Source organism: Bradyrhizobium sp. Cp5.3, assembly GCF_000426265.1.
GTDB classification, from domain to species: domain Bacteria; phylum Pseudomonadota; class Alphaproteobacteria; order Rhizobiales; family Xanthobacteraceae; genus Bradyrhizobium; species Bradyrhizobium neotropicale.
Window position 1 is genome coordinate 31,750 of the sequence record NZ_AUFA01000004.1, and the last position, 26,885, is coordinate 58,634.

Genomic DNA, 26,885 nt, shown 5'->3' on the forward strand with positions numbered 1-26,885 from the left:
GTGATCGACAGGGAAGGAGCCAGCCGGCGCCGGCTCCTTCCGTCTCGCTTAGTTGCAGGGATTGATGGTGAATCCCTTGCGATAGTCGGCGAGATGCGCCTCTCGGTCGGCCGGGCTCATCTCCCGCAGGGTGAGCAGCGGGCTCTTGAGAATGTGGCCGCGGACATCGTCGAGCGTCCACATCTCTTTCTCGTCGAAGCGCAGGTGCGGCTGAGCGACCAGGGTCTTGCCGTCCGTACGCACGAAGCCCAGATCCTTGATGGCGTCGGCGATATCCACATTGTGATAGACGCTTTCCCACTCGCGACGGCCGCTGAACCGGCCCATCGCCGGGGTCGGACGCCCCTGATATTCGCCGGCGAAAGCTTCGACCGCCGTCCAGCGATCGATCTCATGGGCGAACGTGTAGAGCTTGCCGTCGATCTCGTCGGTGACGATATCCTCGCGGATCAGGCAAGGTACCAGGCACGACCAGCAACGATGCGGATAGACATAGCCGACATCGCTGTTGAAGAGGATGTTGGTCTGGCCGCGATGCGACAGCTTCTCGTACCACTTCCAGAACTCGCCGAACTGAGCATACCAGCCCGGGTACTTGTGCTCGAACCACTCGAAGTCCTTGTCGGTCTGGGCCTCGATGCGCCAGAAGTTCGCCGACCAGCCGACCGCGAAGAACTGCGCGACCTTGTGGACGTAGTGCTTTTCGGTGAGGCGTTTCCAGGCGGTCTGCACGTCGTCATGATGGATCTTGATGCCGTACTTTTCGAGCGGCAGCATGTAGGTCCGATAGTAGTCCTCGAAGATCCAGCGGTGCCACATCTCCGCGTAGGATTCCTTGTTCTTGTCGCGGTTGGTGGTCCCATACTCGATGAACGTCCCGATCGCCGCGTCGACGATGGCGTGGTTCTGCCAGAACGCATAGCGCATGTCGCGCTCGAGCAGCAGATGGTTCTCCGGCTCCTTCAGCATCGACATCAGCATCGAGTGGCCGTTGCCGATGTGGCGGCTCTCGTCCGACTGAACCGAGAGGAAAACCGTCGGTAGCGCATAGTCCCCGTTGCGGGCCGCTTCCGACGGCATGGCGACGAAGAGCGTGTTCGTGAACGCGGTCTCGGCGACCACGGTCAGGTAAACGTTCGCCGACGTGATCGCGTCGCCGGTGATGAATCCTTCACCGAACTGGCGGCCGATGGTGGTGGCGTAGCATTTCCCGAACGCCTCCTCCGTGATGTCGAACCCGGCCGGGTCGATGTAGTTCTCCATGTACCATTTCTTCAGGTTCATCTGGATTGTCGAGTGACGGAACTCGTCGACCATCTGCATGGTGAAGCCGGTGCGCAGATCTTCGCCGGGAGCAAGGCGCCCGACCATGGCCATGGACCGCGCAGCGGATATCTCAGGGAACGGGATGATCGCCAGGAAGAGCTTCATCCACTCGACCCAGCGCGGCTCGACGTTGCGGAACATGTCACCGCGCAGGGCAGCATCGAGCGCGCCATAGACGCGGTTGTCCTTTTCTTCCTGCATCGGGAAGTAGGAGCGAAGGACCTGCTTCATCGGATCCTTCGGCGCCTTCGTGATTTTGTAGTCCGTGGGGAAGGTCATCGCCTCCTGCACGTAGGAAGGATTCCACCCGAGATCCGCAATCTTCTTTGCAGCTTCGCCGACGGAAATGCCGCGCTGGGCGGTGATCTTGTTGAGTGTTAAAGTTCCAGACATCTAGTCTATCCTCCTGATCGGGTCAGAGACCACTTCGATATTCCGCCTGCCCAGGACCTCGACGGGCCGGGCAGTGCTTACCCGTGCGTTACGGGCCACCTCGCGGCCGTTCGCACGACCGGACGTTTGATATCGGCAAGGGTCTTAGGATGACCGTGGAGCGCTCCGGTGATGACCAGGGACGATCTTCGGACCAGGCGGCCCCCGATCGCAGTTGTCCCATGAAGCGCGCCTTCAGCTGAGCATCCCCTTCCCTCGTTCTTTTCGCGGCTCGCCCCAGACGGAGCAGTCGACTTGTTGTGTCCAAGAGCTTTGCAATGGGCGTGCCAGCGCGTCTTGGGTCCCGCCAAGTGATTTCTGATTGGGTAAGTGGGGAAATGAGCGAAGGAAGAGCCGTCACAGTGCCTGGGTCGCAACTGACTGAGATGCAATTTGCGACACGAATTGCAAAATGAGAATCTCAGCGACGCGCATAGGCGTCGATTTTGCATCGCAACGTTTGCGTCGCAATATCGATCGGCCGCTTGGACGCTGAAATTTCTTTGTTCGCTGTTGATCGATGCCGCGCGTCGAGAGAGACAGAGGCCCGCTCTCTGCCGGCCAGCAAGCACTTGTCGGCGATAGCTGCAGATCGAAACCGGCCCTGACATTCGCCGGCACATCCCGGATCACCAGCTAGAGCGATCACTTGGCCGCAGTTTGCAATCAGCGTTCTTTCGCTTATGCCGGCGGCCGCGCGTTGCGAGCTGGCTCATGGTTCGCCCGCTCGCACTAGCGATAGTCTTCCACGCCAGCTGAGGGCCTTGATTGCCCAACTCTCAACATCCAACGACCGGAATAGAGGGCGTAACAATCATGATCGCAAAAGGGCAGTCCGGTGCTGAACTCTCTCAGATAGCTTGCGTGAATTGGCTCACAGCAAAGCATGCAGAATGTCTTCTGACATGGGGTCCTGCCGTTCACCAGGATAAACCTCATGTGGCGTCTCCCAATGCGAAGCATTACAATGCCACCACGTCGTGGTTGAACACCTAAGCGGCTCGCAACCAGCAGAGCCATCTATGGTCGGCCTCCATGCGCACCCTGAACCGGTCGACGCACTTCCTCGAGCAAAGCGCCGTTCGCCAGCAGTAGTAACGGATAAGCCCAAACTTTCCGCCGCAGACGGCGCAGCAACTCGCTGAACCGTGGTGAGGATTCTTGGAGCTCTTGCACATTCTGGCCTCCTGTCGATAACAGTTGAATTCTCCGAGCTTCCACACAGCACCGCGACCACACGAGAAGTGCGGGGTCGGCGATGGCGGTGGCTTGCAATGTCTCGCGGCGGATACGGACGCCAGGCGCAAGAGTTTGCCTCTGATGTGCGCCTAAGGGCGAAGCGGCTCGTTCTTGGCCGTATCGGTGTGCTTCGCCGGCGAGTACCAACACAGGAGGTGTGCAACAGCTGTGCCAGATCGTTCGAGGGCCTCTTCCGGATCATCTTCTGAGCAGCAGAAGACAGTGCTGGACGACATTGGGTGATTGCGGGTATCGCCCTGAGACCGATCGCGTTGCAAATTGCGACGACGACGCAAAATGAGACTTTGTGCGAACCGCGCGGGTGTTCGTCAAGCCCCGTAGCGTTTGCGCCGCAACATGAGCAGTCTGAGCGGATGCCTGGATAGACGGAGGGACGTCAAATCCATCGCGAGGAGTGCATTCTCGCGATGGATGACGTGGGTTCTGAATCAAGGAATTAAAACAGCACGTCCATGAATCTTGCCGGCGTTGAGATCGTGCAACGCCTTGTTTGCATCCGCCAGTCGATATTCGGCGGTCGCGAGTTCGACCAAGCCTCGATCCGCGAGTGCCATCAACTCCGTTAGCTCGGCCCATGTGCCGACCAGATTTCCGATGATGTTTTTCTCGGTAATCACCATGTCGACGGTCGGAACACGGATGTCCTCACCATAGCCGACAACGTAATAGCTGCCCATCGGACGGGTCATCGCCAGACCTTTGGATGTCGTGCCCTTCTCGCCGACGAAATCGATCACCGCTTCCGCGCCGTTTCCGGCGGTCAGAGCCAGCACTGCTGCCACTTCGTTGCCGTCGGCTTTCACCAGATGATCGGCGCCGGACTTTTCGGCCAATTTCAGCGACGCTTCGGACTTGTCGACCACGATAACGTCGGCCGCACACATCGCCTTGAGGCACTGGATTCCGATGTGGCCCAACCCGCCCGCTCCGATAACGACGCAGGATTCGCCTGGCAGAAGATGACGCGTGGCCTTCTTGATCGCGCGATAGGCCGTGAGGCCCGCATCCGCGTACGGCGCCACATCCTTCGGAGCGAGCGTCCGGGGCAGCGGCACGAGATTGCGTTCGGAGGTGCAAAGGAATTCTGCATAGCCGCCGTTGCAATCGAGCCCCGGAAAAGTGCCGGGACCGTGCATGTCGAAGCCACGGCGACAGGCGAGACACGTGCCGCCGGTGATCTTCGGATGAACGATTACAGGATCGCCTTTCTTCAGGCCCTCGACTTCCTTGCCAACCTCTTCGATCCACCCTGCATTTTCGTGTCCCATGATGATGGGTAGCAGCTTGTCGCCGGTCGGATCCATATGCGGCTTCCAGACGCCTTCGATGATGTGAAGATCGGTCCTACAAACGCCAGCGCCGCCGATACGGACGATGACATCCGTCGATTTGGTCAGCTTGGGATCCGGCACTTTCTCCTCGCGGACCCACTGGTCGTTGGACAGCTTTTCGTCATACGCTCTCAATACTTGGGCTCTCATGTTGTCCTCCATCTGCCCAGCGAACTTCGCGCTCGCCATCGCCGAGGCGGCTCAGCATTTTTCGTGCCAGCGGATTTGTTATTGCAGCGCAAACGACCGTTTCAACCGTCGGCAAGCCGCGCGTCGATGTAGCAATCGAAGATCGCAGGCGCTTCAACGAATGAGTCTCGGCTGGTGGCTCAGGATGTTCGGGAGATGATCTTGATGCGGTTTGACCACATTGAGTTGATCGGCAAATTGAAGTTTGTGCGCGGCTAACGAGTCATTGCCGGTACGCATCTGGGCAAGCGTCTTATGGTCCGATCGTCACCTATTGAATGGCCACCAATCTCAAGCTGGGAAGGTCTCTATTGGCGATAGCTGAAAGGCCAATGCAATGCCGCAGGCCGGCTTGCGCCGATACAGTTGAAAGACTCAAAAGCACAGCGACTACGAAGATCTCACAAAGAAAAACTTCTGGTTGGAGACAGAACTCGATCTCTGCAGACTACGTCTGGGCCCGGCACTCCTCAGCTTGCCCTCTATGGATTTTTCTTGATCTCCCGGTGCACACGTCGTGCACACGCCGCCGTCTAACCGATTGAGAATATTAAACTCTCGCTCCAATCCATCACTGGACAAATCGCATTACCGGTTGCGGTGCTCGCGGACGACTCTGAAGGCAACCTTGGAGCGAAAATCCATCGCCTCAAAATGACCGTTTGAAAAATCAGATGCTCAAACGATTTTTCTGGCTAAATCATTGATTTGGTGGGCGCACAGGGCTCGAACTTGGGACCCGCTGATTAAGAGTTAGACCGCCTGCACCGTCCAACCGATCAGCTCCTTTGCGATGCGGGAGAAGGCAGCGTCGAATGCCGCGACTGCGGCAGATGGCTCGATCTTGTCGAGCTTCTCGCTCGCTTCCACGAGACGTGAAGCGATCGCCTTGCCGCTCTTGTCGACGATCCTCGCCGACATTCCGATCTCGACGCGCGGCTCGCCTTCCGTGGCGATGCGGAAGCGCCTGATATCGATCAGGAGCTGATAATCCGCCTGGCCGAGGTCGGTCGTGCGCAACGGAGCGTGAGCGATGTCGAGGTTCTCGAAGCTGTCGATCAGGCGCGCCTGCACCAGCTTTGGAATGCTGTCGGCCCACAGGAACTCGGCAAAGCCGGGATTGTCCCGAACCGGCGAGAACAACATGCGCTGCGTCTGGAGCATCGCAACCGCGGTCGGCTCGGGAATCGCCAATGAGGCAGAAAGAGCCTTGCCGACCGGCCCGAGATCCTGCGGCGCGCGCAGGTCGTAGGTCAGTTTCGGCACTGGCGTTCCGCCGCCCGTCATCTTCTCAAGTCCGGCAACGATGCCGTCGAGCTTGCCGGTGTTGCGCGCAAGCCCGTCCGAGAACGTCTTGAAATTGGCGATCGTATCCTTGAGTGGACCGGCGTTGTCCACCAGCACGGAATCAACCCGCCGCAGCGCATCGCGCGCCGCCTGCGTCATGCTCTGGCCGGCGCCCGCCTCGGCGATCAAGGTTAAGGGCACGTCCGATTTGGCGGCGATCGTACCGCCCTCCAAAGCCACCACCGGCACGCCGGTCAACCCCTGGAAATCGAGCCCGACCCTGGTGTCGGTGCGCACGGGGGTCGCGGACGCGACCGAAATCGTCGCGTTGACGAAACGCGGGTTGTCCTGCGCGAGACCAAGCTCGGTCACCTCGCCAACGCGGATGCCGTTGAACAGCACGCCGGCGCCGACCAGGAGCCCCGGCACCGGTCCCTGAAACTGCACGCGATAGCTCGTTCGCGGCCCGATGCCGCCCGTATTGTTCAGCCAATAGACGAAGCCGAAGACCGCGAGAACTGCGGCCATCACGAAGGCGCCGATCAGTACGTAGGGAGCGCGGGTTTCCATGTCTCATCTCATGTGAGGTTGCAGCATCCGGGAGCGCTTGCCGTGGAAATAGGCCCGCACCCAGGGATGCTCGGATTGAAGAAGTTCGCGCATCAGACCGATCGCCACGATCTTGCCGTCAGCGAGCGCGGCGACGCGGTCGCAAACGGTGGTCAAGCTCGCGAGATCATGGGTCACCATGAACACGGTGAGGCCTAGGGTCTTCTGCAAGGTCTTGATCAGGGCGTCGAAATCACCGGCGGCGATCGGATCGAGGCCGGAGGTCGGCTCGTCCAGGAACAGGATCGGCGGATCGAGCGCGAGGGCGCGCGCCAATGCCACGCGCTTGGTCATGCCGCCGGAGAGCTCCGACGGATATTTGTCGGCGTCCTCCGCCCGCAGCCCAACCATCTCGAGCTTGGCGATCGCGATCTCGTCCATCAGCTCCTGGGGCAGCACGAGGTTTTCGCGCAGCGGAAACTGGACGTTCTGCCGGACCGTCAGCGAGGAGAACAGCGCGCCCTGCTGGAACAGGATGCCCCATTTTCCGGCCGCCCCCTGCCTGCTGCGGTCATGCACACTACCCATCGGCTGGCCCATGACTTCGATGGTTCCGCTTCGCCGCGGGACGAGGCCGATGATGGTCCGCATCAAGACCGACTTGCCGCCGCCGGACGCACCGACCAGGCCAAGGATTTCCCCACGGCGGACGTCAAGCGAGAGGTGGTCGAGCACAATCTGACGGCCGAACCCCACAACGAGGTCGCGGACGCTGATCGCCAGCTCCTGTGCCAATCCCGACATCGTCACATTCCGATCGAGGCAAAGAAGATCGCGAACAGGCCGTCGAGCACGATCACCAGGAAGATCGACTTCACCACGGAAGTCGTCGTCTGTCTGCCGAGCGATTCGGCGCTGCCTTTCACCCGCAATCCTTCGCTGCAGGCGACGATCCCGATCACCAGCGCCATGAACGGCGCCTTCAGGATGCCGACCTCGAAATGGGTGACGGAGATGGACTCATGCAGGCGCGCGATGTAGATCGCCGGGCCCATGTCGCCGTAGAACTGCGCGACCAGGCCACCGCCATAGAGCGCAGCGATCGAGCCGATGAAGGCAAGGATCGGCAGCGCGATGACCAGAGCGGCCACCCGCGGCAAGATTAGAACGTCGACCGGATCGAGCCCCATTGTTGAGAGCGCATCAATCTCCTCGCGCATCTTCATCGAGCCGAGCTCGGCGGTATAGGCGCTCCCCGAGCGGCCGGCGACCATGATGGCGACGATCAGGACACCCAGCTCGCGCAGCACCAGGATGCCGACCATGTCAACCGTGTAGGACTCCGCGCCGAACCTGCGGAAATGGAAAAATCCCTGCTGCGCGATGATCGCGCCGATCAGGAAGGTGATCAGCATGACAATCGGAATTGCCTGCCAGCCGATCCGATAGAGCTGATAGACCAGCGATGTCAGCCGCAGCGACCGCGGCCGGCGCAACACGCCGATCAGGGACATGAACAGCGCGCCCAGCATCCGAAGGAAGATCGTGATGTCCTCCCGCGCGTCGACCGTGGACTTGCCGAGATCGTGCAACCTGTCCAGAAGCGGATTGGGCACAGGTGCCGGCTCCGGATTGTGCCGGTTGACCTGACGCACTTCGTCCATCAGGCCGCTGAAATTGTCGGCTATTCCGACCACCTCGGCCGCGCGACCGGATGATGCCGCCCTGCGCGACAGTTTCTCCAGAAGCCAGGCGCCGAGCGTGTCGAGCTCGCTAACACCGGCCATATCGAGCGTTACGGTCTTCGATCGGTCGACGGCGACCCAGACGGACCGGGAAAGCGCGTCGAGCTTCGACACATTGGCAGCGGTCCACGGTCCTTCCGGCCTCAATTCAAGCGCGTCGCCGGACGGCGTTGCCAGCAGCAGAGGTTCCGAATTCACACCTGTATCCTCATGGATCGACTCCGATCCGTTTGGGTTTTTAGGTCGCCGCGACGCAACTGGATTGACTTGCCTCAAACCAAGGCCCGGGAAAGCTCCCTTGACGCAAATCAATGGCCATCGAGCCGGGTCGCATAGGCTTGTTCCATTGAATGGAGACCGCCAATGTTCGACACCGGTAGGCTGAACGACGAGCTGAAAGCGATGAAGATCGATGTCGCGCGCCTGCTGAACACGGCCGCCGAGCAGACGTTCGAGACGTCGAAGGACGGTGCCGAAGCCTTGGCTGACCAGATCAAGGCCGCGCTGGCCGAGCTCGGCGAGACCGTCAGTGAAGAACGGGAACAACTCCGTGACCTTGTCGCGGAACGTCCGGCGGCGTCCCTCGCTTCAGCCTTCGCACTCGGCGTGGTCGTCGGCTTCATGCTGCGGAGGCACTAGGTGAACACGGAGAATATCGTCAAGCACCTGCGTGTGCTCTGGCGCACCGACCGGATCATCGCCGATATCAGGCTGCGCCATCTGCTGATCGGACTGGGCCTGCGCGCCTTCGCAGCGCTGATCGCCGCCTTTGGCCTGCTTCTGTTCGAATTGGCGGCCTACTTCGCCCTGGTCCAGATCTGGAGCGCCATCGTCGCAGCGGCGATTCTTGGTGCGATCAATTTCGCCATTGCGGCAATCCTCTTCGTCGTCGCGGGGCGTCCGCCGTCAGGACTCGAGGTTGAGCTTGCCAATGAAATCCATGACGCAGCGATCGAAGCCATTCAACTCGAGGCGCGCGCGCTCCATGCTCAAGTGACGGGCGCGGTCCACCACCCGCTCAGCGGCCTGCTACCGCTGCTCACGCCGCTCGTGGCGATCGTCGTGAAGAGCCTGCGGAAGTCGCCTGTTGCGTCCTCTTAGCGACGGCCGCACACTGGCCGCAGAACCGGCGAGGCACGCCTGGAGATGCACTACGAGCCGTAACGGGAATGCGACATGTACGCGATGGTTCTCTCCGCGCGCGGCGCGCCATTGACGTTCGAGCAACGACCCGACCCGATCCCCGGCCCCGGCGAGGTCCGCGTCAGGGTCAGCGCGTGCGGTGTGTGCAGGACCGACCTCCACGTCGTGGATGGCGAGCTACCCGGCATTCGCTATCCAATCATCCCCGGGCACGAAGTCGTCGGCCGCATCGATGCACTGGGCGCAGGCGTCGATCACCTGGACCTGGGCATGCGTGTAGGTGTTCCCTGGCTCGGCTTCACCTGCGGCGAATGCCTCTATTGCCGCGCTGGCAAGGAAAATCTCTGCGATCGTCCCGAGTTCACCGGCTACACGCGCGACGGCGGCTTCGCCAGCCATCTCGTCGCTGATGCCAGATATTGCTTTGCGCTCGGTGAGCACGGAGAGGACACAGCGCTCTCGCCCCTGCTCTGCGCCGGGCTGATCGGCTGGCGATCGCTGGTGATGGCCGGCGACGGCAGAACGATCGGGATCTATGGCTTCGGCGCGGCCGGCCATATCGTGGCGCAGGTGGCGCTCGCGCAGGGACGGACAGTCTACGCCTTCACCCGTCGCGGCGACCAGGAAGCACAGCAACTTGCGCTTTCGCTTGGCGCGGACTGGGCCGGCGCCTCGGAGGACATTCCGCCAACCGAGCTCGATGCCGCCATCATCTACGCGCCGGTCGGAGCATTGGTGCCGCTTGCCCTGCGCTCTGTGCGCAAGGGCGGCCGCGTTGTGTGCGCCGGCATTCACATGTCCGACATTCCGACGCTCCCTTACCATATTCTATGGGGTGAACGGCAGATCATGTCGGTCGCGAACCTGACCCGAAAGGACGGCTTCGATTTCCTCGCCGCCGCGGCAAAGGCCAACATTCGGACACACACGACTGTATTCCCGCTCGCCGAGGCCAACGAAGCGCTCGCCCGCCTGCGGGACGGCAAGCTCGTCGGCGCAGCCGTTTTGCGGCCCTGATCCCCGCGTCTACTGCTCGAGCACGTAAGAGCCCGGCGCATCACCCAAAGGCCCGCCTTTTTGTTCCGCGCCCGCCGCCGACGCCGAAACAGGCTGACCGGAATGTGCGGCGAGAAATCGCGTCCACTCGGTCCACCATGATCCCTCGTGAGACGGCGCACGCTGGATCCACTCGTCCGCGCCGACATAGGGATCATGGGCCTTCTTGGTGAGCATCTGATAGCTGTGGCCCTCCTCGGCTGGAGGCGCGACAATGCCGGCGTTGTGGCCGCCACTCGTCAGAACGTACGTGATGTCCGCATCGGCTAGAAAATTGATCTTGTACGTCGATTTCCAGGGCGCGACATGGTCGCGCAACGTACCAACAACGAACATCGGCATGTGAAGATCCGAGAGAGCGACCGGCCTGCCGTTGACCTGATAGCGCCCTTCGGCGAGATCATTGTTGAGGAACAGCCGCCGCAGATAATCGGAATGCATTTGATAGGGCATGCGCGTGGCATCGGCATTCCACGACATCAGTTCGTTCGGTGCGGCGCGCTCTCCGACCAGATAGTCCCGTACGACGCGCGACCAGAGCAGGTCATTGGTGCGCAACATCTGGAAGGCCCCTGCCATCTGCGCGGTTCCGAGCAAACCTTGCCGCCACATCATGTCCTCCAGGAACGCGACCTGGCTTTCATTGATGAACAGCGTGAGTTCGCCGGCTTCCGTGAAATCGGTCTGCGCTGCGAGCAGCGTCACTGTTCGCAGGCAGTCGGATCGCTCGCGGGCCAGCCTGGCCGCTTCGATCGACAACAGCGTGCCGCCAAGGCAATAGCCCGCGGCATGGATGGCCTGCCCAGGCCGAAGCGAGTTGATGGCGGCGATCGCGGCCTCCACTCCGAGTTCGCGATAATCTTCGAGACTGAAATTGCGATACTCGGGCGTTGGGTTCTTCCACGAGATCATGAAGACGGTGAAGCCGCTTTCGACCAGGTAGCGGACGAGAGAATTACGCGGCGACAGATCAAGAATGTAGTACTTCATGATCCAGGCCGGCACGATCAGAACCGGTTCGGGCCGCACGGTCGGCGTCGTCGGAGAATACTGGATGAGCTCGATCAGCTCGTTGCGATAGACGACCTTGCCGGGTGTGATTGCAACGTCCTTGCCCACCACATGGGTCCGATCGCTCCTCAGCCTTGCGCCGGCGAGCAGAGCCTGCCAATCCTCGACAAAGTTGTGCAGGCCGTAGACGAAATTGCCCCCGCCGGTCTCCATGATCTTGCGCAGAACCTCGGGATTGCTGATGGCGAAATTGGTCGGGGCCATCGTGTCCAGGCATTGGCGAAGCGCGAAATCGGCAATTGCTGCGTTCGAATGGGCCAATCCGTGAATGCCGGTCGTCGTCGAATGCCACCATTGTTGGGTCAGCAGGAAGGCCTGGGCCAGGAGATTGAAGGAAGGCAGCTCCCAATCCGTGCCCATGAAACGGCGGTCGTTCTCCGGCGGTCTGATCACGGTCCAAGGATGGAACGTTGCGTGCCTCGGCACCATGGCATCGACAAAATCAAACCCGCTCTGGATTGCCCGACCGGCAAGACTGGCCTGCTTTCCGGGTGAGGCCAGGAGATGCAATTGCCAGTCGGCAAAAGCCAGCGCGAGCGCGGCCGGCGAGAGGCCACCAGTGAAGCGCGCCAGCGCCGCGTGGAAGGATCGGTCGATGGCATCGACGGCGATCTCGGAGGCGGGCGGCGGTACCGGCGTCGTTCCCACGTTCGGCGGAGCTCCCGCAAGGACCTCGTTGGAATTCGAAGCGGTGGGAATACGGCCGACGGATGCTGGAGACGACATGGTGAACTCCCTTGGCCCCAGCAATCTACCCCCATCGGCCGTCGGCGGATTGAGCTGCGTCAACCCTGGCCAATACCTCCGGCACTGCTTTGACGTGCGTCAAGGCCCTCGATGACGACATGTGCTGCTCTTGAGCATCGAGGTTGGAACGGGAGGCACACATGTTCAAGGACCTACTGGTGCACATTCCCACAGAGCGGTCACCGCGGCCGGCCATTCATGCTTCCATCTCCCTCGCGATGCGCGCGGGCACGCACCTGGATGCAATTGCGACGGGATATGCATCGACCAATGTTCCTTTCGTTGCAGAAGGCGGCGCGGCCGTCGCATCGTCCCTGCAATTCGAGTACGAACGCGCGATCGAACGAGCCGACGCGGCATTGCGCGTTTTCGAGATTGAAGCGAAGCACGCCCAGATCAACTATGGAAAATACGCACTGAGTGGAACTATCGCCGAGATCGTTTCGCGAGTAGACGCCGCGGCGCGGCTCTACGACCTCACGATCGTGTCCCAAGCGGATCCGGATTGCGACACGTTCGACAACCAGCTCCCGCAGGAACTGCTCTTGCAGGCGGGCGGGCCGCTGCTGTTCATTCCCTATACTTTCCGCGGTGCTTTCAAGGCCTCGCGCGTCGGCATCTGCTGGGACGGCAGCCGTCTCGCCGCCCGCGCGTTGCGGGACGCGACGCCATTCATCACCGAAGCGGACGCGCTAACGATCATCACTCTCAACGCATCCGACGTGCCGGCCGACGCATCGCCCGACCGGCTGGTGAAACACCTCGCGCGCAAGGGCCTGCCGGCGAAGACCGTTTCGCTTCAGTCCGACCGCGGCAATCTGCAGTCGAGCATCCTGTCGATTGCCGCGGATGAAAGCCTCGACCTCCTGATCATGGGCGGCTACGGGCATTCTCGGCTTCAGGAGACGGTGTTCGGCGGCGTTACACGGGAGATGTTCCGCAGCATGACCCTCCCCGTCCTGATGTCGCACTGATGGAGCTTGATGTGAGGACGCATCTCCGAATCAAACGCGCCATCGCAGGCAGCATCGTCGCAGCGGCTCTTCTTCTCCTCTCAGGCCCAACTGCGGCTTCGAACGTCGAGCAGGGACGACATCTTGCGCTGCTCTATTGCGCAAAATGTCACTCGACCGACAAAGTCAGCCCCAGCCCTCTCAAGATCGCTCCCCCGTTCCGCACATTGCACGAGCGATACCCGGTCGAGCAGTTGCAGGAGGCCCTTGCCGAGGGCATCGTCACGGGGCACCCGACGATGCCGGAATTCAGCTTCGATGCCGATCAGGTTGGCGATTTCATCGCGTTCCTGAAGACGTTGGAGAAATAAGGCGGCACACGCGGCCGCGAGTCGAGCGGAGCAAGCTCCTAAACGCGGAGCCCTCGCTCAGAGCTTCAGCCTGACGTCGCAGATGTCCGGCTCGGTCCGATCCGGCTTCACCTCGAAGCCGAGCTGGCGGCACATGTCGAGCATCACGGTGTTCTCCTTGAGCACGTCGCCCGATATCGTCTTCAGACCCTCCGACTTCGCATATTCGATGATCATCTGCATCAGGGCCCATCCAAGTCCTTTGCCCTTGAGGTCGGAGCGCAGCAAAATGGCGTATTCACCGGTCTCGTAGATCGAGTCCGAATGGATCCGGACCACGCCCACCATCTCGTTGGTGGCTTCGTCGAACGCGATGAACGCCATCGCGCGGGCGTAGTCGAGCTGGGTCAGGCGCGCGATGAATTCGTGGGTAAATTCCTTCATCGGCGCGAAAAAGCGGAGACGGAGATCGTTCGGCGTCACGTGACGCAGAAACTTGTGAATCGCCGGCTCGTCCTCGGGACGCAGCGGCCGGGCGAAGATGCGCCGGCCGTCCTTGAGCGCGAAGTGGCGCTCCCATTGCGACGGATAGGCGCGAACGGCGAAATTGGCAGGGCCGGAGCCTGCGAATTTCCGTTGCGGCGGCCCCACGATGACGCGCGCATCGACCGCCGTCACGCCGGTTTCGTCCGCGAGCAGCGGGTTGATGTCGAATTCGCGGATCTCGGGAATGTCGGCGGCCATCTGCGCCAGCTTGACCAGCACCATGGCGACGGCGTTCTCCTTGACGGCGGGCACGTCCCTATAGGCGCGCAGCAGCCGCGAGACGCGCGTGCGTTCGATCAGGTCGCGGGCGAGCTGTAAATCGAGCGGCGGCAGCGCGAGCGCCCTGTCGTTGATGATCTCCACGGCCGTCCCGCCCCGGCCGAAAACGACCACGGTGCCGAAAGTCGGATCGTCGGCAAGACCCAGGATCAGCTCGCGCGCCTTCGCCTTGACGACCATCGCCTGCACGATGACACCGGAGATGCGGGCTTCCGGACGCAGCTTCCTCGCCCGGGCGAGAATGTCGGCTGCGGCTACGCGCACGGCCTCGGGCGTGGTCAGGTTGAGGACGACACCACCGACATCGGACTTGTGGACGATGTCGCGCGACATGATCTTGAGCACGACGGTGGCGCCTTGCGCGAACATCTCGTTCGCATAGGCAACGGCCTCGTCGACGTCCGCGGCCGCATAGGTCGGCACCATCGCGATGTCGTAGGCTTCGAGCAGGCGTTTGATCTCGACTGGCTCGAGCCATTTGCGTCCATCGGCGATCGCGCCTGCGACGATCCGCCTGGCAGCCTCGGCGTCAGGCACGAACGTATCTGGCATCGCCGGCGGAACCTGGCTCAGCTCCTCCACCACCTCGCGATGCCGGACCAGATGCATGAAGCCGCGCACCGCATCGTCTTCGGTCGGATAGTTCGGAATGCGGGCGCCACTCAGCGATTCGACGATCTTCTGATCGGCGCCGACCCAGGCAGCGAGCACCGGCTTGGCCCAACTGCGATGCCGATCTCGATATGCCCTGACCTGTTCGGTGACAGTCGCTGCGATGTCGGCCGCCGAGGCAATCGCGGTCTGCACGTTGAGGACCAGGACCGCATCGTTCCCGGGATCGGCAAGCAGAACTCCCAGCGCCGCGGCATAGCGCGATGCATCGGCATCGCCCACGATATCGACTGGATTTGCACCCGACCAGGTCGGTGGCAACACCGCATCGAGATTGCGCCGCGTATCTTCCGTCATGGGCGCGGGGATTCCGCCAAGCTCCACCAAGCGGTCGACGGCGAGGACGCCGATGCCGCCGCCATTGGTCAGGATGGCGAGGCGCTTTCCCGTCGGCGATTCGACACGGCCAAGCGTCTCCGCACAATCGAACAGCTCGCGCAGATCGGAGACGCGGAGGACGCCGGCGCGGCGGAATGCCGCGTCATAAACCGCGTCCGCGCCTGCGAGAGCGCCGGTATGCGTGGCCGCCGCCTTCGCGCCCTGCGCCATGCGGCCGGACTTCACCACCACCACCGGCTTCACCCGCGCTGCGGCGCGCGCCGCCGACATGAACTTGCGCGCATCCTTGATGGCCTCGATGTAGAGGAGGATCGCGTGCGTCTTGTGGTCCATCGCGAAATGATCGAGCAGGTCGGCAATATCGACGTCGATCTGGTCACCGATCGACACGATGCCGGAGAAGCCGACGCCGCGCTGCGCAGCCCAATCGACCATGCCGGCGGCGATCGCGCCCGATTGCGAGATCAATGCAAGATTACCCGCGCCCGGCATGTGCGCGGCGAAGCTGGCATTGAGGCTCACGCCCGGTATCATGATGCCCAGACAATTGGGCCCGATCAGCCGCATGCCATATTTCCTGGCAGCCGTGATCGTCGCCTCGTGCAGAGACCCCGGTCCGTGGCCGAGCCCGGCCGATACGATCAGGGCACCCGCCGAACCGAGGCGGCCGGCCTGATCGACGATTGCGGGAACCTCGCGGGCGGGAGCGGTGATCACGACAAGCTCGGGAACGAAGGACAGCATGTCCAGGCTTTTGACCGCGGCGACGCCGCCGATCTCCGCATAGCGCGGGTTCACCAGCCCAAACTGGCCCTTGAACTGCGCCTTGCCAATGTTCTCCAGGACGGCACGTCCGACCGAGACCTGACGGGGGCTCCCTCCGACGAGCGCCACCGAGCGCGGCGACAGCAGATTTTTCAGACGGTAGGTCGACATGAATGCGGTGCGTCCAATCGGGGCGCTGGTTCCGAAGATTGAAGATCCGGCTCGGAAGAAGCAATCAGTGGGAGATCATAACCCAGCACGGTGGCTGACCGATGACAGTCTTGGTAACGCCGCCCCAGACGATTTCGTTCAGGCGGGAATGACGGTAGGCCCCCATGACGATGGCATCAATCGCCTGGGACTGAGCCCAGCTTCCGAGCACCTTGCCGATCGAACTGCCTCCGGCCTGCACCGTCTCGAACGAGGCATAGGCCCCATGCTCCCTGAGATGGTCGACGAGGTCCATCCCGGATCGGTTGATCGCCTCGGTCTTGTCGTCCGCCACCGTGACGATGCGGACCGAGGCGGCGGCCTGAAGGATCGGCAGCGCATCACCAACCGCGCGGGCCGCACGCGCGGAGTGATCCCAGGCGATCATGACGTTCTCGAAATCCGTGCGCAGCTCGCTGACGAGGTGCTCCGGACAGAGCAGGAGCGGTCGGCCGGATTCGAACAGGAACGTCTCGATGACGGCCTCCGTACGACTGTCGTGCGGCTTCACCGGGATCAGCGAGAGATCGCTGAAGCGGGCGTACTCCGCCAAAGTCACTGCGACCTGGTCCGCCGGTACCTTACCCGATCGGCTTTGGGCGCGGATGCCCGCGCGTGAAGCGGCATTGTTGAACGCATTCAGGAGCTGCTGCACGTCGCCGGCCTCGGCGGCGGACTCCAGATCATCCGGGAGCACCGCTTTCGGCCGCACGAAAATATCTTCCTCCAGCGCAAGCCCGGTGATCCGGGCGCCGAGATCGGCGGCGACGGCTACGCATTTTTCGATCGCGGCAAGCGTCGGCTCGCGCGGCTGACCGATAAGCGGAAGAAACACATCCTTGATGGGCATCGGAATTCTCCTTGGTGGCAGGATAGGCCGCCCCTCCGTCGGGGCGCTTGATCCTCGTCAAGTCGGGAATACCTGCAGCCAGCCGATGACAGCGCTTGACGGAAGTCAAGGACTCGCTCGACCGCGCTTCTACGGTTAACTTGATTGGAACCGCCTGCCCCGAAGCGCGGACGCGCCTGCTGGTGCCCCGGAGAGACAACCTGCGGCTCCGACCCGGGTGAGTGATCGTACCTGCACATGACATTCTCAATGACGGACGACGCCGCGACCCAGGACCGGATCTTTGCAGCACTCAGCGATCCCGCCACACGTCCTGACGCAGTGAGGATCGATACGCATGCTGCCTCGGTCTTTCTCGACGGGCCGCGTGCGCTGAAGATCAAGCGGGCCGTCCGGCTTCCATTCCTTGACTATTCGACCCTCGAAAAGCGCAAGGCGGCCTGCGAGGAGGAGATCAGGATCAACCGGCCCCTGGCGCCGCAGATCTATCGCCGCGTCGTGGCGATCGCGGAGGGGCCGGATGGCGCGGTGGAGGTCGGCGGGCCCGGCAATCCGATCGAATACGCGGTGGAGATGTCCCGCTTTGACGAAAGCCGGACGCTCGATCATCTGGCGAAGGCCGGAGTGCTCGACGCGGACCTCGCCTCAGCGATCGCCGACGCCATCGCGAACTCGCATAGGGTCGCGCCGCCCGCGGAGGGCAGCGCATGGGTCTCCTCGATCCCGGCGCTCATCGAGGGAAACACCGCTGGCCTACGAAACGGCAATCATTTTGCAGCAATGGAGATCGAACGACTTGATCAAGCCTCGCACGATGCGTTCCAACGCATCCGTGTCCTGCTGGAGAAACGCGGCCGTCAAGGCTTCGTGCGCCGCTGCCACGGCGACCTGCATCTCGCCAATATCGTGCTGATCGACGAACAACCCGTGCTGTTCGACGCCGTCGAGTTCGACCCCCGACTTGCAACCGTCGACGTGCTCTACGATCTAGCGTTCACGCTGATGGATCTGTTGCGTCACGACCAGCCACTGGCGGCCAATACCGTCCTCAACCACTATCTCGCCTCTACGTCGCTCGACCATCTCGACGCGCTTGGCGCTCTGCCGCTATTCATGTCGATCCGGGCTGCGATCCGCGCCCAGGTGGCGCTGGCGCGGCTGAACCGGCCTCATTCCGATCGTCCCGGCATTCTCGACGGCGCAAGCCGCTATTTCAACCTCGCCCAGGCGCTGATCCAGCCTCCCGCGCCCCGTCTGATCGCGGTCGGCGGATTGTCGGGTACCGGGAAGTCGGTGCTGGCCCGCGCGCTTGCGCCGGTCGTCGCACCACAGCCAGGGGCTGTCGTGCTGCGCAGCGACGTCATTCGCAAGCGCTTGTTCGGGGTCGGGGACACGGACCGGCTGCCGTCATCCACGTATCAGCCCGACGTCACATTGCGCGTTTACGAGACTTTGACCGAGCATGCCCGCCGCGTGCTGAAGCAGGGCCATTCCGCCATTGTCGATGCCGTCTTTGCACGCGAATCCGAGCGCGATGCCGTCGCCGCGCTTGCCCGGGACTGCAAGGTCCCCCTGGCCGGGCTATTCCTGGTCGCGGACCTCGCGACGCGGCAGGCCCGAATCGGCAGCCGGCGAGCGGATGCGTCCGACGCCACGCAAGAGGTTGCTGCGCTGCAAGAGCACTATAATATCGGCCATGTTGGTTGGGCGACCATCGATGCATCCGGGACACCTGAGCAGACACTGCAGCGCTGCCGGATGGCGATCGCCGAGGGCAGGTAAGGTAATCTGATTGGCGCGGGCAAGGACGGCGCGACCCAGCACGACTTCGACCGCGCCCGCCAAGCCGGCGGCGAAACGCAATGCCCTGCCCGGCCGGCTCAGCCCGGGTATGGCCTGTGATACGGCCTTTCGGATCATCGCGCGGCGACACCTCGACGCCGTCCTCGCCCGGCACGATGGCACCTGCCGCGGCGACCCCGAGGCGCTGCATCAGATACGGATCGCGCTGACGCACTTGCGGACCGCCATCCGCTTCTTCTCGCCGGTGGTCGACGACGCCGTGCGGCCGGTGGTCTGGGCCGAGCTGAAATGGCTGAATAGCCAGCTCGGCATGGTGCGGGACCTCGACGTCGCGATCGAACGCGTCGTCGCGGCCACCGGCGATGAGCTCGCGGTGATCGCCGAGCTTCAGTCCTGGGACGAAAAGCGCGCCGAGAGCCATCGCCTCCTGGCCCGGGCGCTGCAATCGGCGCGGTATCGGCGCCTGATCGAGCAGACCTCTGGCTGGATCGAGAGCGGCCCCTGGTCGACCAGGCGCAGCAAGGAGGCCATCCGTCTGCGCCGCTGCCCGCTCGCCGACCATGCGGCGGCTCAACTCACCGAATGGGAGAAGACGCTCCTCAAGAAGGCCCGCAAGCTCGGCAAGCTCAGCGTTGAGAAACGGCACAGACTGCGGCTTCTCAACAAGCGGGTGACCTATTCGATCGAATCGCTGGAGGACCTGTTCTCCGACGATTCGCTCACGAAGCAGAAGTCGGTCCTCAAGCAATTGCGCAAGGCGCAGAGATCTCTCGGGCAGCTCAATGACGATGCACGAGGTCAGACTCTGGCTGACTCATTGGGCGGAGCGGGATCCGACGCGGGTGTTCGCTTCCTCGATCGCAAGCGGGAAATGCGGCTGCTGCGAACTGCAAAGGCTGCCTATCGGAAACTGGACAAGGCCAAGCCGTTCCGCTCGTCCGACCTCGCGCGCAGTCCCGAAGCCGACGACTAGACAATCCGAGTGCGCTCCGCGGGCTGGATCAAGCCAGGCGGCCATCGCATTTGGTCAACAGGATTGATCGACTTCGTTGGCTTGACCTGAGTCAAACCAGCCCCCCCCCACCCGGACTAAAATTCGCACATCGGAATTCATTGGAACTTGCGGAGTTCGCCATGCGCGCCCATCAGATCATGACCCGGCCGGTCATTTCGGTCACGCCCGAGACCAGCATCGTGGAGGCAGCGAACATCATGCTGCAACGGCACGTCAGCGGCCTCACGGTGGTCGACGATGCCGGCAAGCTGATGGGCATCGTGTCGGAGGGGGATTTCATCCGCCGCAGCGAGATCGGAACCGGGCGCAAGCGGCGCGGCCTGCTGCGCTTCATCCTCGGCCCCGGCAACTCGGCCAGCGATTTCGTCCAGGAGCATGGTCGCAAGATCTCGGAGGTGATGACGACCTCGCCCGTGACCATCACCGAAGATACCGCGCTCGCCGAAATCGCCGATCTCATGGAACGGCACAACGTGAAGCGCCTGCCTGTGGTTCGCGGTGATGAGCTCGTCGGCATCGTATCTCGCGCCAACCTGTTACAGGCGGTGGCGAGCCTCGCTCGCGAGGTGCCGGATCCGACGGCCGACGACGATCACATCCGCAGCCGCATCATCGCGACCATGGAGAAGTACGATTGGTGCCCGTTCGGCCTGAATGTCATCGTTCGCGACGGCATCGTTCACCTCAGCGGCGTCATCACGGAAGAACGCGCGCGCAAAGCCGCGATCGTCGCCGCGGAGAACGTCGAAGGCGTGAAGAAGGTGCATGACCATCTCTGCTGGGTCGACACCATGTCCGGCATCTACCTGAACTCGCCCGAGGACGATGGCCTCGCCAAGGCAAGCTGATCGGCCTTGCACAATCAGCGAGGAATGACGGCGGTGGCCTCGATTTCGACGCGTGCCGCCTTCTCGACGAGGCGAACGACCTGGACCAGCGCCATCGCCGGATAGTGCGTACCGAAGATCGTCCGGTACGCCTGCCCCAGCTCCTTCAGGTTCGCGAGGTATTCGTCCATGTCGACGACGTACCAGGTCAGGCGCACGAGGTGTTCGGGCCGCGCACCGGCTTCGGCGAGAATCGCCTTGATGTTGCTCAGGGCCTGGCGCACTTGCGCGACGAAGCCTTCCGCCAGACGCTCCTCCGCATCCCAACCGATCACCCCGCCGGTGACGACGATGCGGCCGTCCGCAGCCATGCCGTTGGCATAGCCCTTCGGCATCGGCCAGCCGGAGGGCTGGAGGATTTGCGGCACTGAAGGCGCCTCATCCTCAGCGGCGATGGGCAGCACCGCAAGCTGCGGAGCTTTCGGGGTCACGGACAATTCTCTATCCTTCTCTCATTCTGCCGCGACGCCCGAGGACGCCGCCGCGGCCTGTGCCAGTTGTCGAAGAGCGAAGCGCTTCAATTTTCCCGTCTCGGTCTTCGGCAGCTGCGTCACAAACTCGATCGCGCGCGGATACTTGTAGGGAGCGATCTCGCGCTTCACGTGCTCCTGTAACTCGGTGACGAGCTGCGAGTCCGGCGTCACACCCGGCGCGGCGACCACATAGGCCTTCACGATCATGCCCCGCGCCTCGTCGGGTGCTCCGACGACACCGCACTCGACGACCGCAGGATGCGTGAGCAGCGCCGCCTCGACGTCCGTGCCTGCGATGTTGTAGCCGGCCGACACGATCATGTCGTCGGAGCGCGACTGGTACCAGAAGTAGCCGTCGCTATCCATCAGATAAGTATCGCCCGTGATGTTCCAGCCGTTCTGGACATATTTGCGTTGCCGCTCGTCGGCGAGATATCGGCAGCCGGTCGGCCCACGAACGGCGAGCCGCCCCATGGTGCCGGCCGGCACGTCATTGCCGTCGTCATCGACGATCTTCGCCTCATAGCCCGGGACCGGCTTTCCGGTCGCACCGGCGCGGATCTCGTCCTCGGTCGCGCTGATGAAGATGTGCAGCAACTCGGTCGAGCCGATACCATCCATCAGCTTGATGCCGGTGGCCCTGAGCCAGGCGTCGAATGTCGGCTTGGGCAGTGTCTCGCCCGCAGAAACGCATTTCCGCAAGGAGGAGATGTCGCGGCCGGCGAGCTTGCCGAGCATGGCCCGGTATGCAGTCGGCGCGGTGAAGCACACGGTGGTCTGGTAGTTCTCGATCGCCGCCAGCACATCGTCCGGCGTCGTCTTTTCCAGGACCACGAATGAGGCGCCGATGTGCATCGGAAACAGCACGCCGCCAAAGCCGAACGTGAACGCAAGGGGCGCCGAACCAATAAAGCGATCCTTCTGCTCGGCCCGCAAAATATTGCGCGCATAGCCGTCGCACACCGCCAGCATGTCGCGGTGGAAATGCATGGTGCCCTTGGGATCGCCGGTCGTACCCGATGTGAAGGCGATCAGGCAGATATCGTCGGCAGCGGTATCGACCGCCCTGAACTCCGGACTTGCATCCGCGATCAACGCCTCGAGCGAGTCCGCGGCGCCGTTGCCCCAATAGACGACGCGCTTGAGACCAGGCGCGGCGGCCTTCGCTTTCTCCATTTCTTCCGAGAGCTTGCCGTCGCAGAGCGCGAGCGCGATATCCGCCTTCTGGATCGGATATGACAGCTCCTTGGCGCGCAGCAGCGGCATCGTCGCAACGACAATGCCGCCGGCCTTGATCACGGCGAGATAGGTTGCGACCATCATGGGATTGTTGGCCGAGCGCAGCAGAACGCGCCCGCCCGTCACCAAACCGAGCCTGCCAACAAGTACGTTGGCGATGCGATTCACGAGCTCCTGCAGCTCGCGGTAACTGTAGCTGACGGCGGGACTGATGACGCACGGCGCGTCACCATGGCCCTGCTCGACCCAGCGATCGAGAAAAGAGCTGACGCAGTTCAGTCGCGGCGAATAGTGCAGCTCCGGCCGGGTGAAGATGAATTCGGGCCAAAGATCGCGCGGCGGCAGATGTTGCCGGGCAAATGGATCGACGTGGGCGGTCGCAGCGTTGCCGTCATGCGAGCCCGACACTTGAATCTTGGCGGCGTTGGCCATCGCACGCTCCTTTCAGCATGGAAAGCACCCGGCAGCACTCTTGGAAAACATTTTAGGCTTAAAATAATTTGGCGCAATAGAGGATTTTGAGCACACCCTGCTTTTTCGTGCGGCAAATTGGGATTGGGGAACAGGGCCCGCCCGCAGGCCTAGGCCCGGCGGCGACCGGCCGATTTCTGCGCCGATGCCTTGGTCTTGGCCAGGAGACGCATCAACTCGCGCACGTCTTTCGGCGTGAGATCGGCAAAGAGATCGGCGATCCAGGTCTCGTGCTCCGCGGCCATCCTGCGAAACTCGGCGCGGCCGAGTTTGGTGAGCCGGATCACCTGGACGCGGCGATCCGTATCCGAGGTACGGCGGTCGAGATGGCCGGATTCGACAAGGCGTTCGACGAGGCCGGTCACGTTGCCGTTGGACACCATCATGCGCTTGGAGACGTCGGACAGCGTCATGCCATCGGTCGCCTTGTCGAGCTGCGCCATCAGATCGAAACGGGGCAGAGTGACATCGAACCGCTGCCGCAAGCGGCCACGGACTTCGCCCTCGATCAGGGTCGTGCAGGTCAGCAGCCGCAGCCACAGCCGAAGCTCTTCGGCATGGTCCTCCGGAAGTTCGACGGCCTTGGTCTCGGAATCAAGCATCTGGTGCAGTCCATTGGCGCCGGCGCGGATTCACCTATCGTTTTGAGCTTCAAATATATTCAAGCCGGCTGCAAGTCCAAACCTGCAACAATCAACCGCACGCGATATTCTTTAGGCTTCAAATAACTGGCGCGCGGCTTGCATGCCCTGCCCCGCTCGATGGAGGCGGCGGGGCTTTGCTTGCCGCGGGCGCCATCATCGGCATAAGCTCGGATCGGAGTATGCGGCTTGCAGCGCAAGCCCGATAGTCACGGGGGGACAAATCATGAAGAAGCGATCGACATTTGCCGCAATCGCCCTGCTGCTCGGCACCACGATGAACCCTGCTCTCGCCCAGGAGAAGATCAAGATCGGCGTGATCCTCACGCTGTCGGGTCCCGCCGCTGCTCTTGGCCAGCAGGTCCGCGACGGCTTTGCGCTGGCGGTCAAGGACCTCGGCGGCAAGATGGGCGGCCGCGATGTCGAGGTGATCGTCGCCGACGACGAGTTGAAGCCGGACGCGGCCGTCACCAAGGTCAAGGGCCTGCTCGAGCGCGACAAGGTCGACTTCGTGGTCGGGCCGATCTTCTCCAACATCCTCCAGGCGATCCACCGCCCCGTCACGGAATCGAAGGTTTTCCTGATCAGCCCTAATGCCGGCCCGTCGACCTATGCCGGCAAGGACTGCAATCCGTTCTTCTATGTGACGTCGTATCAGAACGATCAGGTTCACGAGATCCTCGGCAAGGTCGCGCAGGATCGCGGCTACAAGCGCATGTACCTGATGGTGCCGAACTATCAGGCCGGCAAGGATTCGGTGGCGGGCTTCAAGCTCGACTACAAGGGTGAGATTGTCGAGGAATCCTATATGCCGCTCAACACGCTGGACTTCCAGCCGGAGCTCTCCAAGATTTCATCGCAGAAGCCCGATGCGCTCTTCACGTTCATGCCGGGCGGCCTCGGCGTCAATCTCGTCAAGCAATATCGACAAGCCGGCCTCGCCGACACCATTCCGGTGCTGTCGGCCTTCACCGTCGACGAGTCAACGCTGCCTGCGCAGCAGGACGCCGCGGTCGGCATGTTCGGCGGCGCGAACTGGGCGCCCAATCTCGACAATCCGCAGAACAAGAAGTTCGTCGCGGCCTATGAGGCCGCCTACAACGGCGTGCCCGGCACCTATGCGTTCCAGGCCTATGACGCCGCGATGCTGATCGACAGCGCCGTCAAGGCGGTGAAGGGCGACCTCTCCAACAAGGACGCCGTCGCGGCGGCGTTGAAGAAGGCCGACTTCACCTCGCTGCGCGGCGCCTTCAAGTTCAACACCAACGGCTATCCGATCCAGGACTTCTATCTGACCAGGGTCGCCAAGCGTCCGGACGGCAAGTTCCAGACTGAGATCGTTCAGAAGGTTTTCGAGAACTATGGCGATCGTTATGCCAAGAACTGCAAGCCGGCGAACTAGCACGGCGCGCGAACGAGTTACGGGAGGACTTCAATGAAGAGCGAAATTACCGGCATCACGCGGGCGAATGAGGGGATCCAGGGCATTTCCTGGAACATCCTCGGCCAGACCTATGTGCCGAAGAGCTACGCCGAGCACAGCTTCTCCTGGCACGCGACGCTGCCGCCGGGCACGTTCGTGCCGCCGCACATCCACCCCGACCAGGATGAGTATCTCTACATGCTGGAGGGAAAGCTCGACTTCATGCTTGGCAATTCCGAGGCACAGGCGACCACGGGCGATCTGATCCGGCTTGGCATGGGCGTGCCGCACGGCATCTTCAACAAGTCGGAACAGACTGCAAAGGTGCTGTTTTGGGTCTCGCCAAGCCGCAAGCTCTACGAGCTGTTCTGGGGCCTTCACAACATGAAGGAGCAGAAGCCGGAGGACGTGGTGGCGATGGCCGCCGAGTTCAACATCCACTTCCTGCCGCCGCCCCCCGGCGGCTAGCAGCACGACCCCGGAAAAGTGTGCAGCGGTTTTCCGGAAGGGTCATGCTCAATCAAAAGTTTTAAGGGTGATGATCATTCATCGCGCTTAAGCCCGCACTGCCGCGAGGCCGGGCACCGCGGCGAAGCCGGCCTTGGTGGCGTAGCCGCGCACGATCGCCTCGCGCTGGGAGTAGCTGAGGACGTTGTCGACATTGTCGAAGCCGTCAGGCGCAAGCTGCTCGACGGCGTCGATGACGCCTTCCGGACCGCCACGCCGGTTGGAGCGGACGATCTCCGCGGTCATCGGCAGGCGCTTCTTCTCGTATTCGACCAGCGCCTGGCGCGGATGCTCGGCGCGCACCAGCGCGTCGGCGAGACAGCGTGCGTCGAGGATCGCCTGCGACGCGCCGTTCGAGCCGACCGGATACATCGGATGCGCGGCATCGCCGAGCAGCGTGACCCGGCCCGACGACCAATAGGGCAAGGGATCGCGGTCGCAGGTCGGATATTCATAGAATTCGGGCGTGGCCGAGATCAGGCTCTTCACATCGATATAGGGCACGGAGAAGCGTGCCACATGCGGCATCAGTTCCTCGCGCCGGCCCGGCCGCGACCAATCCTCCTTGCGTGGCGGCGGCGCATTGCCCTCGCCGACCCTCACCAGCACCGCCCAGTTGGTGAGACGGCTCGCCGGGCTCGAACCTTCCGCGATCGGATAGATGACGACCTTGGCGTTGAGGCCGCCGGCGACGATCATGGATTTTCCGGTGAGGAACAGCGGCCAGTCCCGCGCACCGCGCCACAACATCAGGCCATTCCAGCAGGGCGGCCCTTCATTCGGGAACAGCGTTTCGCGCACGCGCGAATGGATGCCGTCAGCGCCGACCAGAATGTCGCCGCGCGTGGTGTGGACGTGTGCGCCCGACCGATCGAAGAAGTAGGCCGTGACGCCGCCCTCGTCCTGCGTGAAGGCACCGAGGCGACAACCGGTATGAATCGACTGAGGCCCAAGCCGCTCCTCGACAGCGCGATGAATGACGCCCTGGAGGCGCCCGCGATGGATCGAGAATTGCGGCACATCATGGCCGGCATCGATGCCACGGGCCTCGCGCCAGACCTCCTGGCCGTGGCGATTGAGATAATAGAGCTGGTCGGTGCGGATCGCGACGTCGTCGAGCTTCTGCAGCAGGCCAAGCCCGGCGAGCTCACGCATGGCATGCGGCAGCGTATTAATGCCGACGCCAAGCTCGCGGATGGTATCGGCCTGCTCGAAAATCTCGCAGCCAATGCCGCGCGAGCGCAGCATCAAAGCCGTGGTGAGACCTCCGATACCGCCGCCGACGATAATCGCCTTCATCGCCCCAACTCCACTCGAAACACAGGC

The 26,885-nt window shown here is 62.6% G+C and carries 22 protein-coding genes; 10 read left to right on the forward strand and 12 right to left on the reverse strand.

Annotated elements, in window-relative coordinates; translation table 11 throughout:
• Positions 1 to 48 precede the first annotated feature (48 nt).
• The 5 genes from K289_RS0107855 to K289_RS0107880 form a co-directional block, all read right to left on the reverse strand.
• A complete protein-coding gene (locus K289_RS0107855) occupies positions 49 to 1,719 on the reverse strand; it encodes an aromatic/alkene/methane monooxygenase hydroxylase/oxygenase subunit alpha (protein WP_027550989.1) in 1,671 nt (556 codons plus the stop codon).
• A 1,727-nt stretch (positions 1,720 to 3,446) separates the two neighbouring features.
• Positions 3,447 to 4,499, reverse strand: coding sequence for an NAD(P)-dependent alcohol dehydrogenase (locus K289_RS0107860; RefSeq protein ID WP_027550990.1), 1,053 nt, complete (start codon positions 4,497 to 4,499; stop codon positions 3,447 to 3,449).
• 792 nt (positions 4,500 to 5,291) lie between these two features.
• Complete coding sequence (locus tag K289_RS0107870; protein ID WP_027550991.1) at positions 5,292 to 6,395, reverse strand: MlaD family protein; 1,104 nt, start codon at positions 6,393 to 6,395, stop codon at positions 5,292 to 5,294.
• 3 nt (positions 6,396 to 6,398) lie between these two features.
• Positions 6,399 to 7,178 carry an ABC transporter ATP-binding protein gene (locus K289_RS0107875; RefSeq protein ID WP_027550992.1) on the reverse strand — a complete coding sequence of 260 codons (780 nt, stop codon included), beginning with the start codon at positions 7,176 to 7,178 and terminating at the stop codon, positions 6,399 to 6,401.
• A 2-nt stretch (positions 7,179 to 7,180) separates the two neighbouring features.
• Positions 7,181 to 8,317: an MlaE family lipid ABC transporter permease subunit gene (locus tag K289_RS0107880; protein ID WP_027550993.1), complete on the reverse strand. Its 1,137-nt coding sequence runs from the start codon at positions 8,315 to 8,317 to the stop codon at positions 7,181 to 7,183.
• A 165-nt stretch (positions 8,318 to 8,482) separates the two neighbouring features.
• On the opposite strand from K289_RS0107880, the gene K289_RS0107885 reads away from it, so the two are divergent.
• The 3 genes from K289_RS0107885 (at position 8,483) to K289_RS0107895 (ending at position 10,279) form a co-directional block, all read left to right on the forward strand.
• On the forward strand, positions 8,483 to 8,758 hold the full coding sequence (locus K289_RS0107885) for a hypothetical protein (protein WP_027550994.1): 276 nt from the start codon (positions 8,483 to 8,485) through the stop codon (positions 8,756 to 8,758).
• On the forward strand, positions 8,759 to 9,220 hold the full coding sequence (locus K289_RS0107890; protein WP_027550995.1) for a phage holin family protein: 462 nt from the start codon (positions 8,759 to 8,761) through the stop codon (positions 9,218 to 9,220).
• A 75-nt stretch (positions 9,221 to 9,295) separates the two neighbouring features.
• Positions 9,296 to 10,279 carry a zinc-dependent alcohol dehydrogenase family protein gene (locus K289_RS0107895; RefSeq protein WP_027550996.1) on the forward strand — a complete coding sequence of 328 codons (984 nt, stop codon included), beginning with the start codon at positions 9,296 to 9,298 and terminating at the stop codon, positions 10,277 to 10,279.
• 9 nt (positions 10,280 to 10,288) lie between these two features.
• Here the strand turns inward: K289_RS0107895 and K289_RS44070 are convergent, their stop codons facing one another.
• On the reverse strand, positions 10,289 to 12,115 hold the full coding sequence (locus K289_RS44070; RefSeq protein WP_035684242.1) for an alpha/beta hydrolase: 1,827 nt from the start codon (positions 12,113 to 12,115) through the stop codon (positions 10,289 to 10,291).
• 239 nt (positions 12,116 to 12,354) lie between these two features.
• Here K289_RS44070 and K289_RS0107905 point away from each other — a divergent pair, with 239 nt between their 5' ends.
• Both K289_RS0107905 and K289_RS0107910 read left to right on the forward strand, forming a co-directional pair.
• Positions 12,355 to 13,110 carry a universal stress protein gene (locus K289_RS0107905; protein ID WP_371260793.1) on the forward strand — a complete coding sequence of 252 codons (756 nt, stop codon included), beginning with the start codon at positions 12,355 to 12,357 and terminating at the stop codon, positions 13,108 to 13,110.
• On the forward strand, positions 13,110 to 13,460 hold the full coding sequence (locus tag K289_RS0107910) for a c-type cytochrome (protein WP_035684245.1): 351 nt from the start codon (positions 13,110 to 13,112) through the stop codon (positions 13,458 to 13,460). Before K289_RS0107905 ends, K289_RS0107910 begins: the two co-directional genes overlap by 1 nt.
• Positions 13,461 to 13,517: 57 nt before the next feature.
• Here K289_RS0107910 and K289_RS0107915 read toward each other — a convergent pair whose 3' ends face one another.
• Both K289_RS0107915 and K289_RS0107920 read right to left on the reverse strand, forming a co-directional pair.
• Positions 13,518 to 16,211 carry a bifunctional acetate--CoA ligase family protein/GNAT family N-acetyltransferase gene (locus K289_RS0107915; protein WP_027550999.1) on the reverse strand — a complete coding sequence of 898 codons (2,694 nt, stop codon included), beginning with the start codon at positions 16,209 to 16,211 and terminating at the stop codon, positions 13,518 to 13,520.
• A 64-nt stretch (positions 16,212 to 16,275) separates the two neighbouring features.
• Positions 16,276 to 17,100 carry a universal stress protein gene (locus tag K289_RS0107920; protein ID WP_027551000.1) on the reverse strand — a complete coding sequence of 275 codons (825 nt, stop codon included), beginning with the start codon at positions 17,098 to 17,100 and terminating at the stop codon, positions 16,276 to 16,278.
• Positions 17,101 to 17,349: 249 nt separating this feature from the next.
• On the opposite strand from K289_RS0107920, the gene K289_RS0107925 reads away from it, so the two are divergent.
• The 3 genes from K289_RS0107925 (at position 17,350) to K289_RS0107935 (ending at position 20,766) form a co-directional block, all read left to right on the forward strand.
• Positions 17,350 to 18,882: a bifunctional aminoglycoside phosphotransferase/ATP-binding protein gene (locus tag K289_RS0107925; protein WP_027551001.1), complete on the forward strand. Its 1,533-nt coding sequence runs from the start codon at positions 17,350 to 17,352 to the stop codon at positions 18,880 to 18,882.
• Positions 18,883 to 18,892: 10 nt separating this feature from the next.
• Positions 18,893 to 19,876: a CHAD domain-containing protein gene (locus K289_RS0107930; protein WP_027551002.1), complete on the forward strand. Its 984-nt coding sequence runs from the start codon at positions 18,893 to 18,895 to the stop codon at positions 19,874 to 19,876.
• Positions 19,877 to 20,037: 161 nt separating this feature from the next.
• The gene (locus tag K289_RS0107935) at positions 20,038 to 20,766 is read left to right on the forward strand and encodes a CBS domain-containing protein (protein WP_027551003.1); all 729 of its coding nucleotides are present in this window, start codon (positions 20,038 to 20,040) and stop codon (positions 20,764 to 20,766) included.
• 14 nt (positions 20,767 to 20,780) lie between these two features.
• Here K289_RS0107935 and K289_RS0107940 read toward each other — a convergent pair whose 3' ends face one another.
• The 3 genes from K289_RS0107940 to K289_RS0107950 form a co-directional block, all read right to left on the reverse strand.
• Positions 20,781 to 21,242, reverse strand: a complete 462-nt coding sequence (locus tag K289_RS0107940) for a RidA family protein (protein WP_027551004.1) — start codon at positions 21,240 to 21,242, stop codon at positions 20,781 to 20,783.
• Positions 21,243 to 21,257: 15 nt separating this feature from the next.
• Complete coding sequence (locus K289_RS0107945; RefSeq protein ID WP_027551005.1) at positions 21,258 to 22,949, reverse strand: benzoate-CoA ligase family protein; 1,692 nt, start codon at positions 22,947 to 22,949, stop codon at positions 21,258 to 21,260.
• Between the two features lie 149 nt (positions 22,950 to 23,098).
• Positions 23,099 to 23,590 carry a MarR family winged helix-turn-helix transcriptional regulator gene (locus K289_RS0107950; protein ID WP_027551006.1) on the reverse strand — a complete coding sequence of 164 codons (492 nt, stop codon included), beginning with the start codon at positions 23,588 to 23,590 and terminating at the stop codon, positions 23,099 to 23,101.
• A 265-nt stretch (positions 23,591 to 23,855) separates the two neighbouring features.
• Between K289_RS0107950 and K289_RS0107955 the strand changes: the two genes are divergently transcribed.
• Together K289_RS0107955 and K289_RS0107960 are read left to right on the forward strand one after the other, a co-directional pair.
• Positions 23,856 to 25,031: an ABC transporter substrate-binding protein gene (locus tag K289_RS0107955; protein ID WP_027551007.1), complete on the forward strand. Its 1,176-nt coding sequence runs from the start codon at positions 23,856 to 23,858 to the stop codon at positions 25,029 to 25,031.
• Positions 25,032 to 25,064: 33 nt separating this feature from the next.
• Positions 25,065 to 25,520, forward strand: coding sequence for a cupin domain-containing protein (locus K289_RS0107960; protein WP_027551008.1), 456 nt, complete (start codon positions 25,065 to 25,067; stop codon positions 25,518 to 25,520).
• Between the two features lie 87 nt (positions 25,521 to 25,607).
• On the opposite strand, the gene K289_RS0107965 is transcribed toward K289_RS0107960, so the two are convergent.
• A complete protein-coding gene (locus tag K289_RS0107965; protein ID WP_027551009.1) occupies positions 25,608 to 26,858 on the reverse strand; it encodes a flavin-dependent oxidoreductase in 1,251 nt (416 codons plus the stop codon).
• Positions 26,859 to 26,885 lie beyond the last annotated feature (27 nt).

Excerpts from the sequence above, each read along its gene's own strand:
- K289_RS0107855 (WP_027550989.1), bottom strand. The coding sequence starts at position 1,719 with ATGTCTGGAACTTTAACACTCAACAAGATCACCGCCCAGCGCGGCATT.
- K289_RS0107860 (WP_027550990.1), bottom strand. The coding sequence starts at position 4,499 with ATGAGAGCCCAAGTATTGAGAGCGTATGACGAAAAGCTGTCCAACGAC.
- K289_RS0107870 (WP_027550991.1), bottom strand. The coding sequence starts at position 6,395 with ATGGAAACCCGCGCTCCCTACGTACTGATCGGCGCCTTCGTGATGGCC.
- K289_RS0107875 (WP_027550992.1), bottom strand. The coding sequence starts at position 7,178 with ATGTCGGGATTGGCACAGGAGCTGGCGATCAGCGTCCGCGACCTCGTT.
- K289_RS0107885 (WP_027550994.1), top strand. The coding sequence starts at position 8,483 with ATGTTCGACACCGGTAGGCTGAACGACGAGCTGAAAGCGATGAAGATC.
- K289_RS0107895 (WP_027550996.1), top strand. The coding sequence starts at position 9,296 with ATGTACGCGATGGTTCTCTCCGCGCGCGGCGCGCCATTGACGTTCGAG.
- K289_RS44070 (WP_035684242.1), bottom strand. The coding sequence starts at position 12,115 with ATGTCGTCTCCAGCATCCGTCGGCCGTATTCCCACCGCTTCGAATTCC.
- K289_RS0107905 (WP_371260793.1), top strand. The coding sequence starts at position 12,355 with ATGCGCGCGGGCACGCACCTGGATGCAATTGCGACGGGATATGCATCG.
- K289_RS0107910 (WP_035684245.1), top strand. The coding sequence starts at position 13,110 with ATGGAGCTTGATGTGAGGACGCATCTCCGAATCAAACGCGCCATCGCA.
- K289_RS0107915 (WP_027550999.1), bottom strand. The coding sequence starts at position 16,211 with ATGTCGACCTACCGTCTGAAAAATCTGCTGTCGCCGCGCTCGGTGGCG.
- K289_RS0107920 (WP_027551000.1), bottom strand. The coding sequence starts at position 17,100 with ATGCCCATCAAGGATGTGTTTCTTCCGCTTATCGGTCAGCCGCGCGAG.
- K289_RS0107925 (WP_027551001.1), top strand. The coding sequence starts at position 17,350 with ATGACGGACGACGCCGCGACCCAGGACCGGATCTTTGCAGCACTCAGC.
- K289_RS0107935 (WP_027551003.1), top strand. The coding sequence starts at position 20,038 with ATGCGCGCCCATCAGATCATGACCCGGCCGGTCATTTCGGTCACGCCC.
- K289_RS0107945 (WP_027551005.1), bottom strand. The coding sequence starts at position 22,949 with ATGGCCAACGCCGCCAAGATTCAAGTGTCGGGCTCGCATGACGGCAAC.
- K289_RS0107950 (WP_027551006.1), bottom strand. The coding sequence starts at position 23,590 with ATGCTTGATTCCGAGACCAAGGCCGTCGAACTTCCGGAGGACCATGCC.
- K289_RS0107955 (WP_027551007.1), top strand. The coding sequence starts at position 23,856 with ATGAAGAAGCGATCGACATTTGCCGCAATCGCCCTGCTGCTCGGCACC.
- K289_RS0107960 (WP_027551008.1), top strand. The coding sequence starts at position 25,065 with ATGAAGAGCGAAATTACCGGCATCACGCGGGCGAATGAGGGGATCCAG.
- K289_RS0107965 (WP_027551009.1), bottom strand. The coding sequence starts at position 26,858 with ATGAAGGCGATTATCGTCGGCGGCGGTATCGGAGGTCTCACCACGGCT.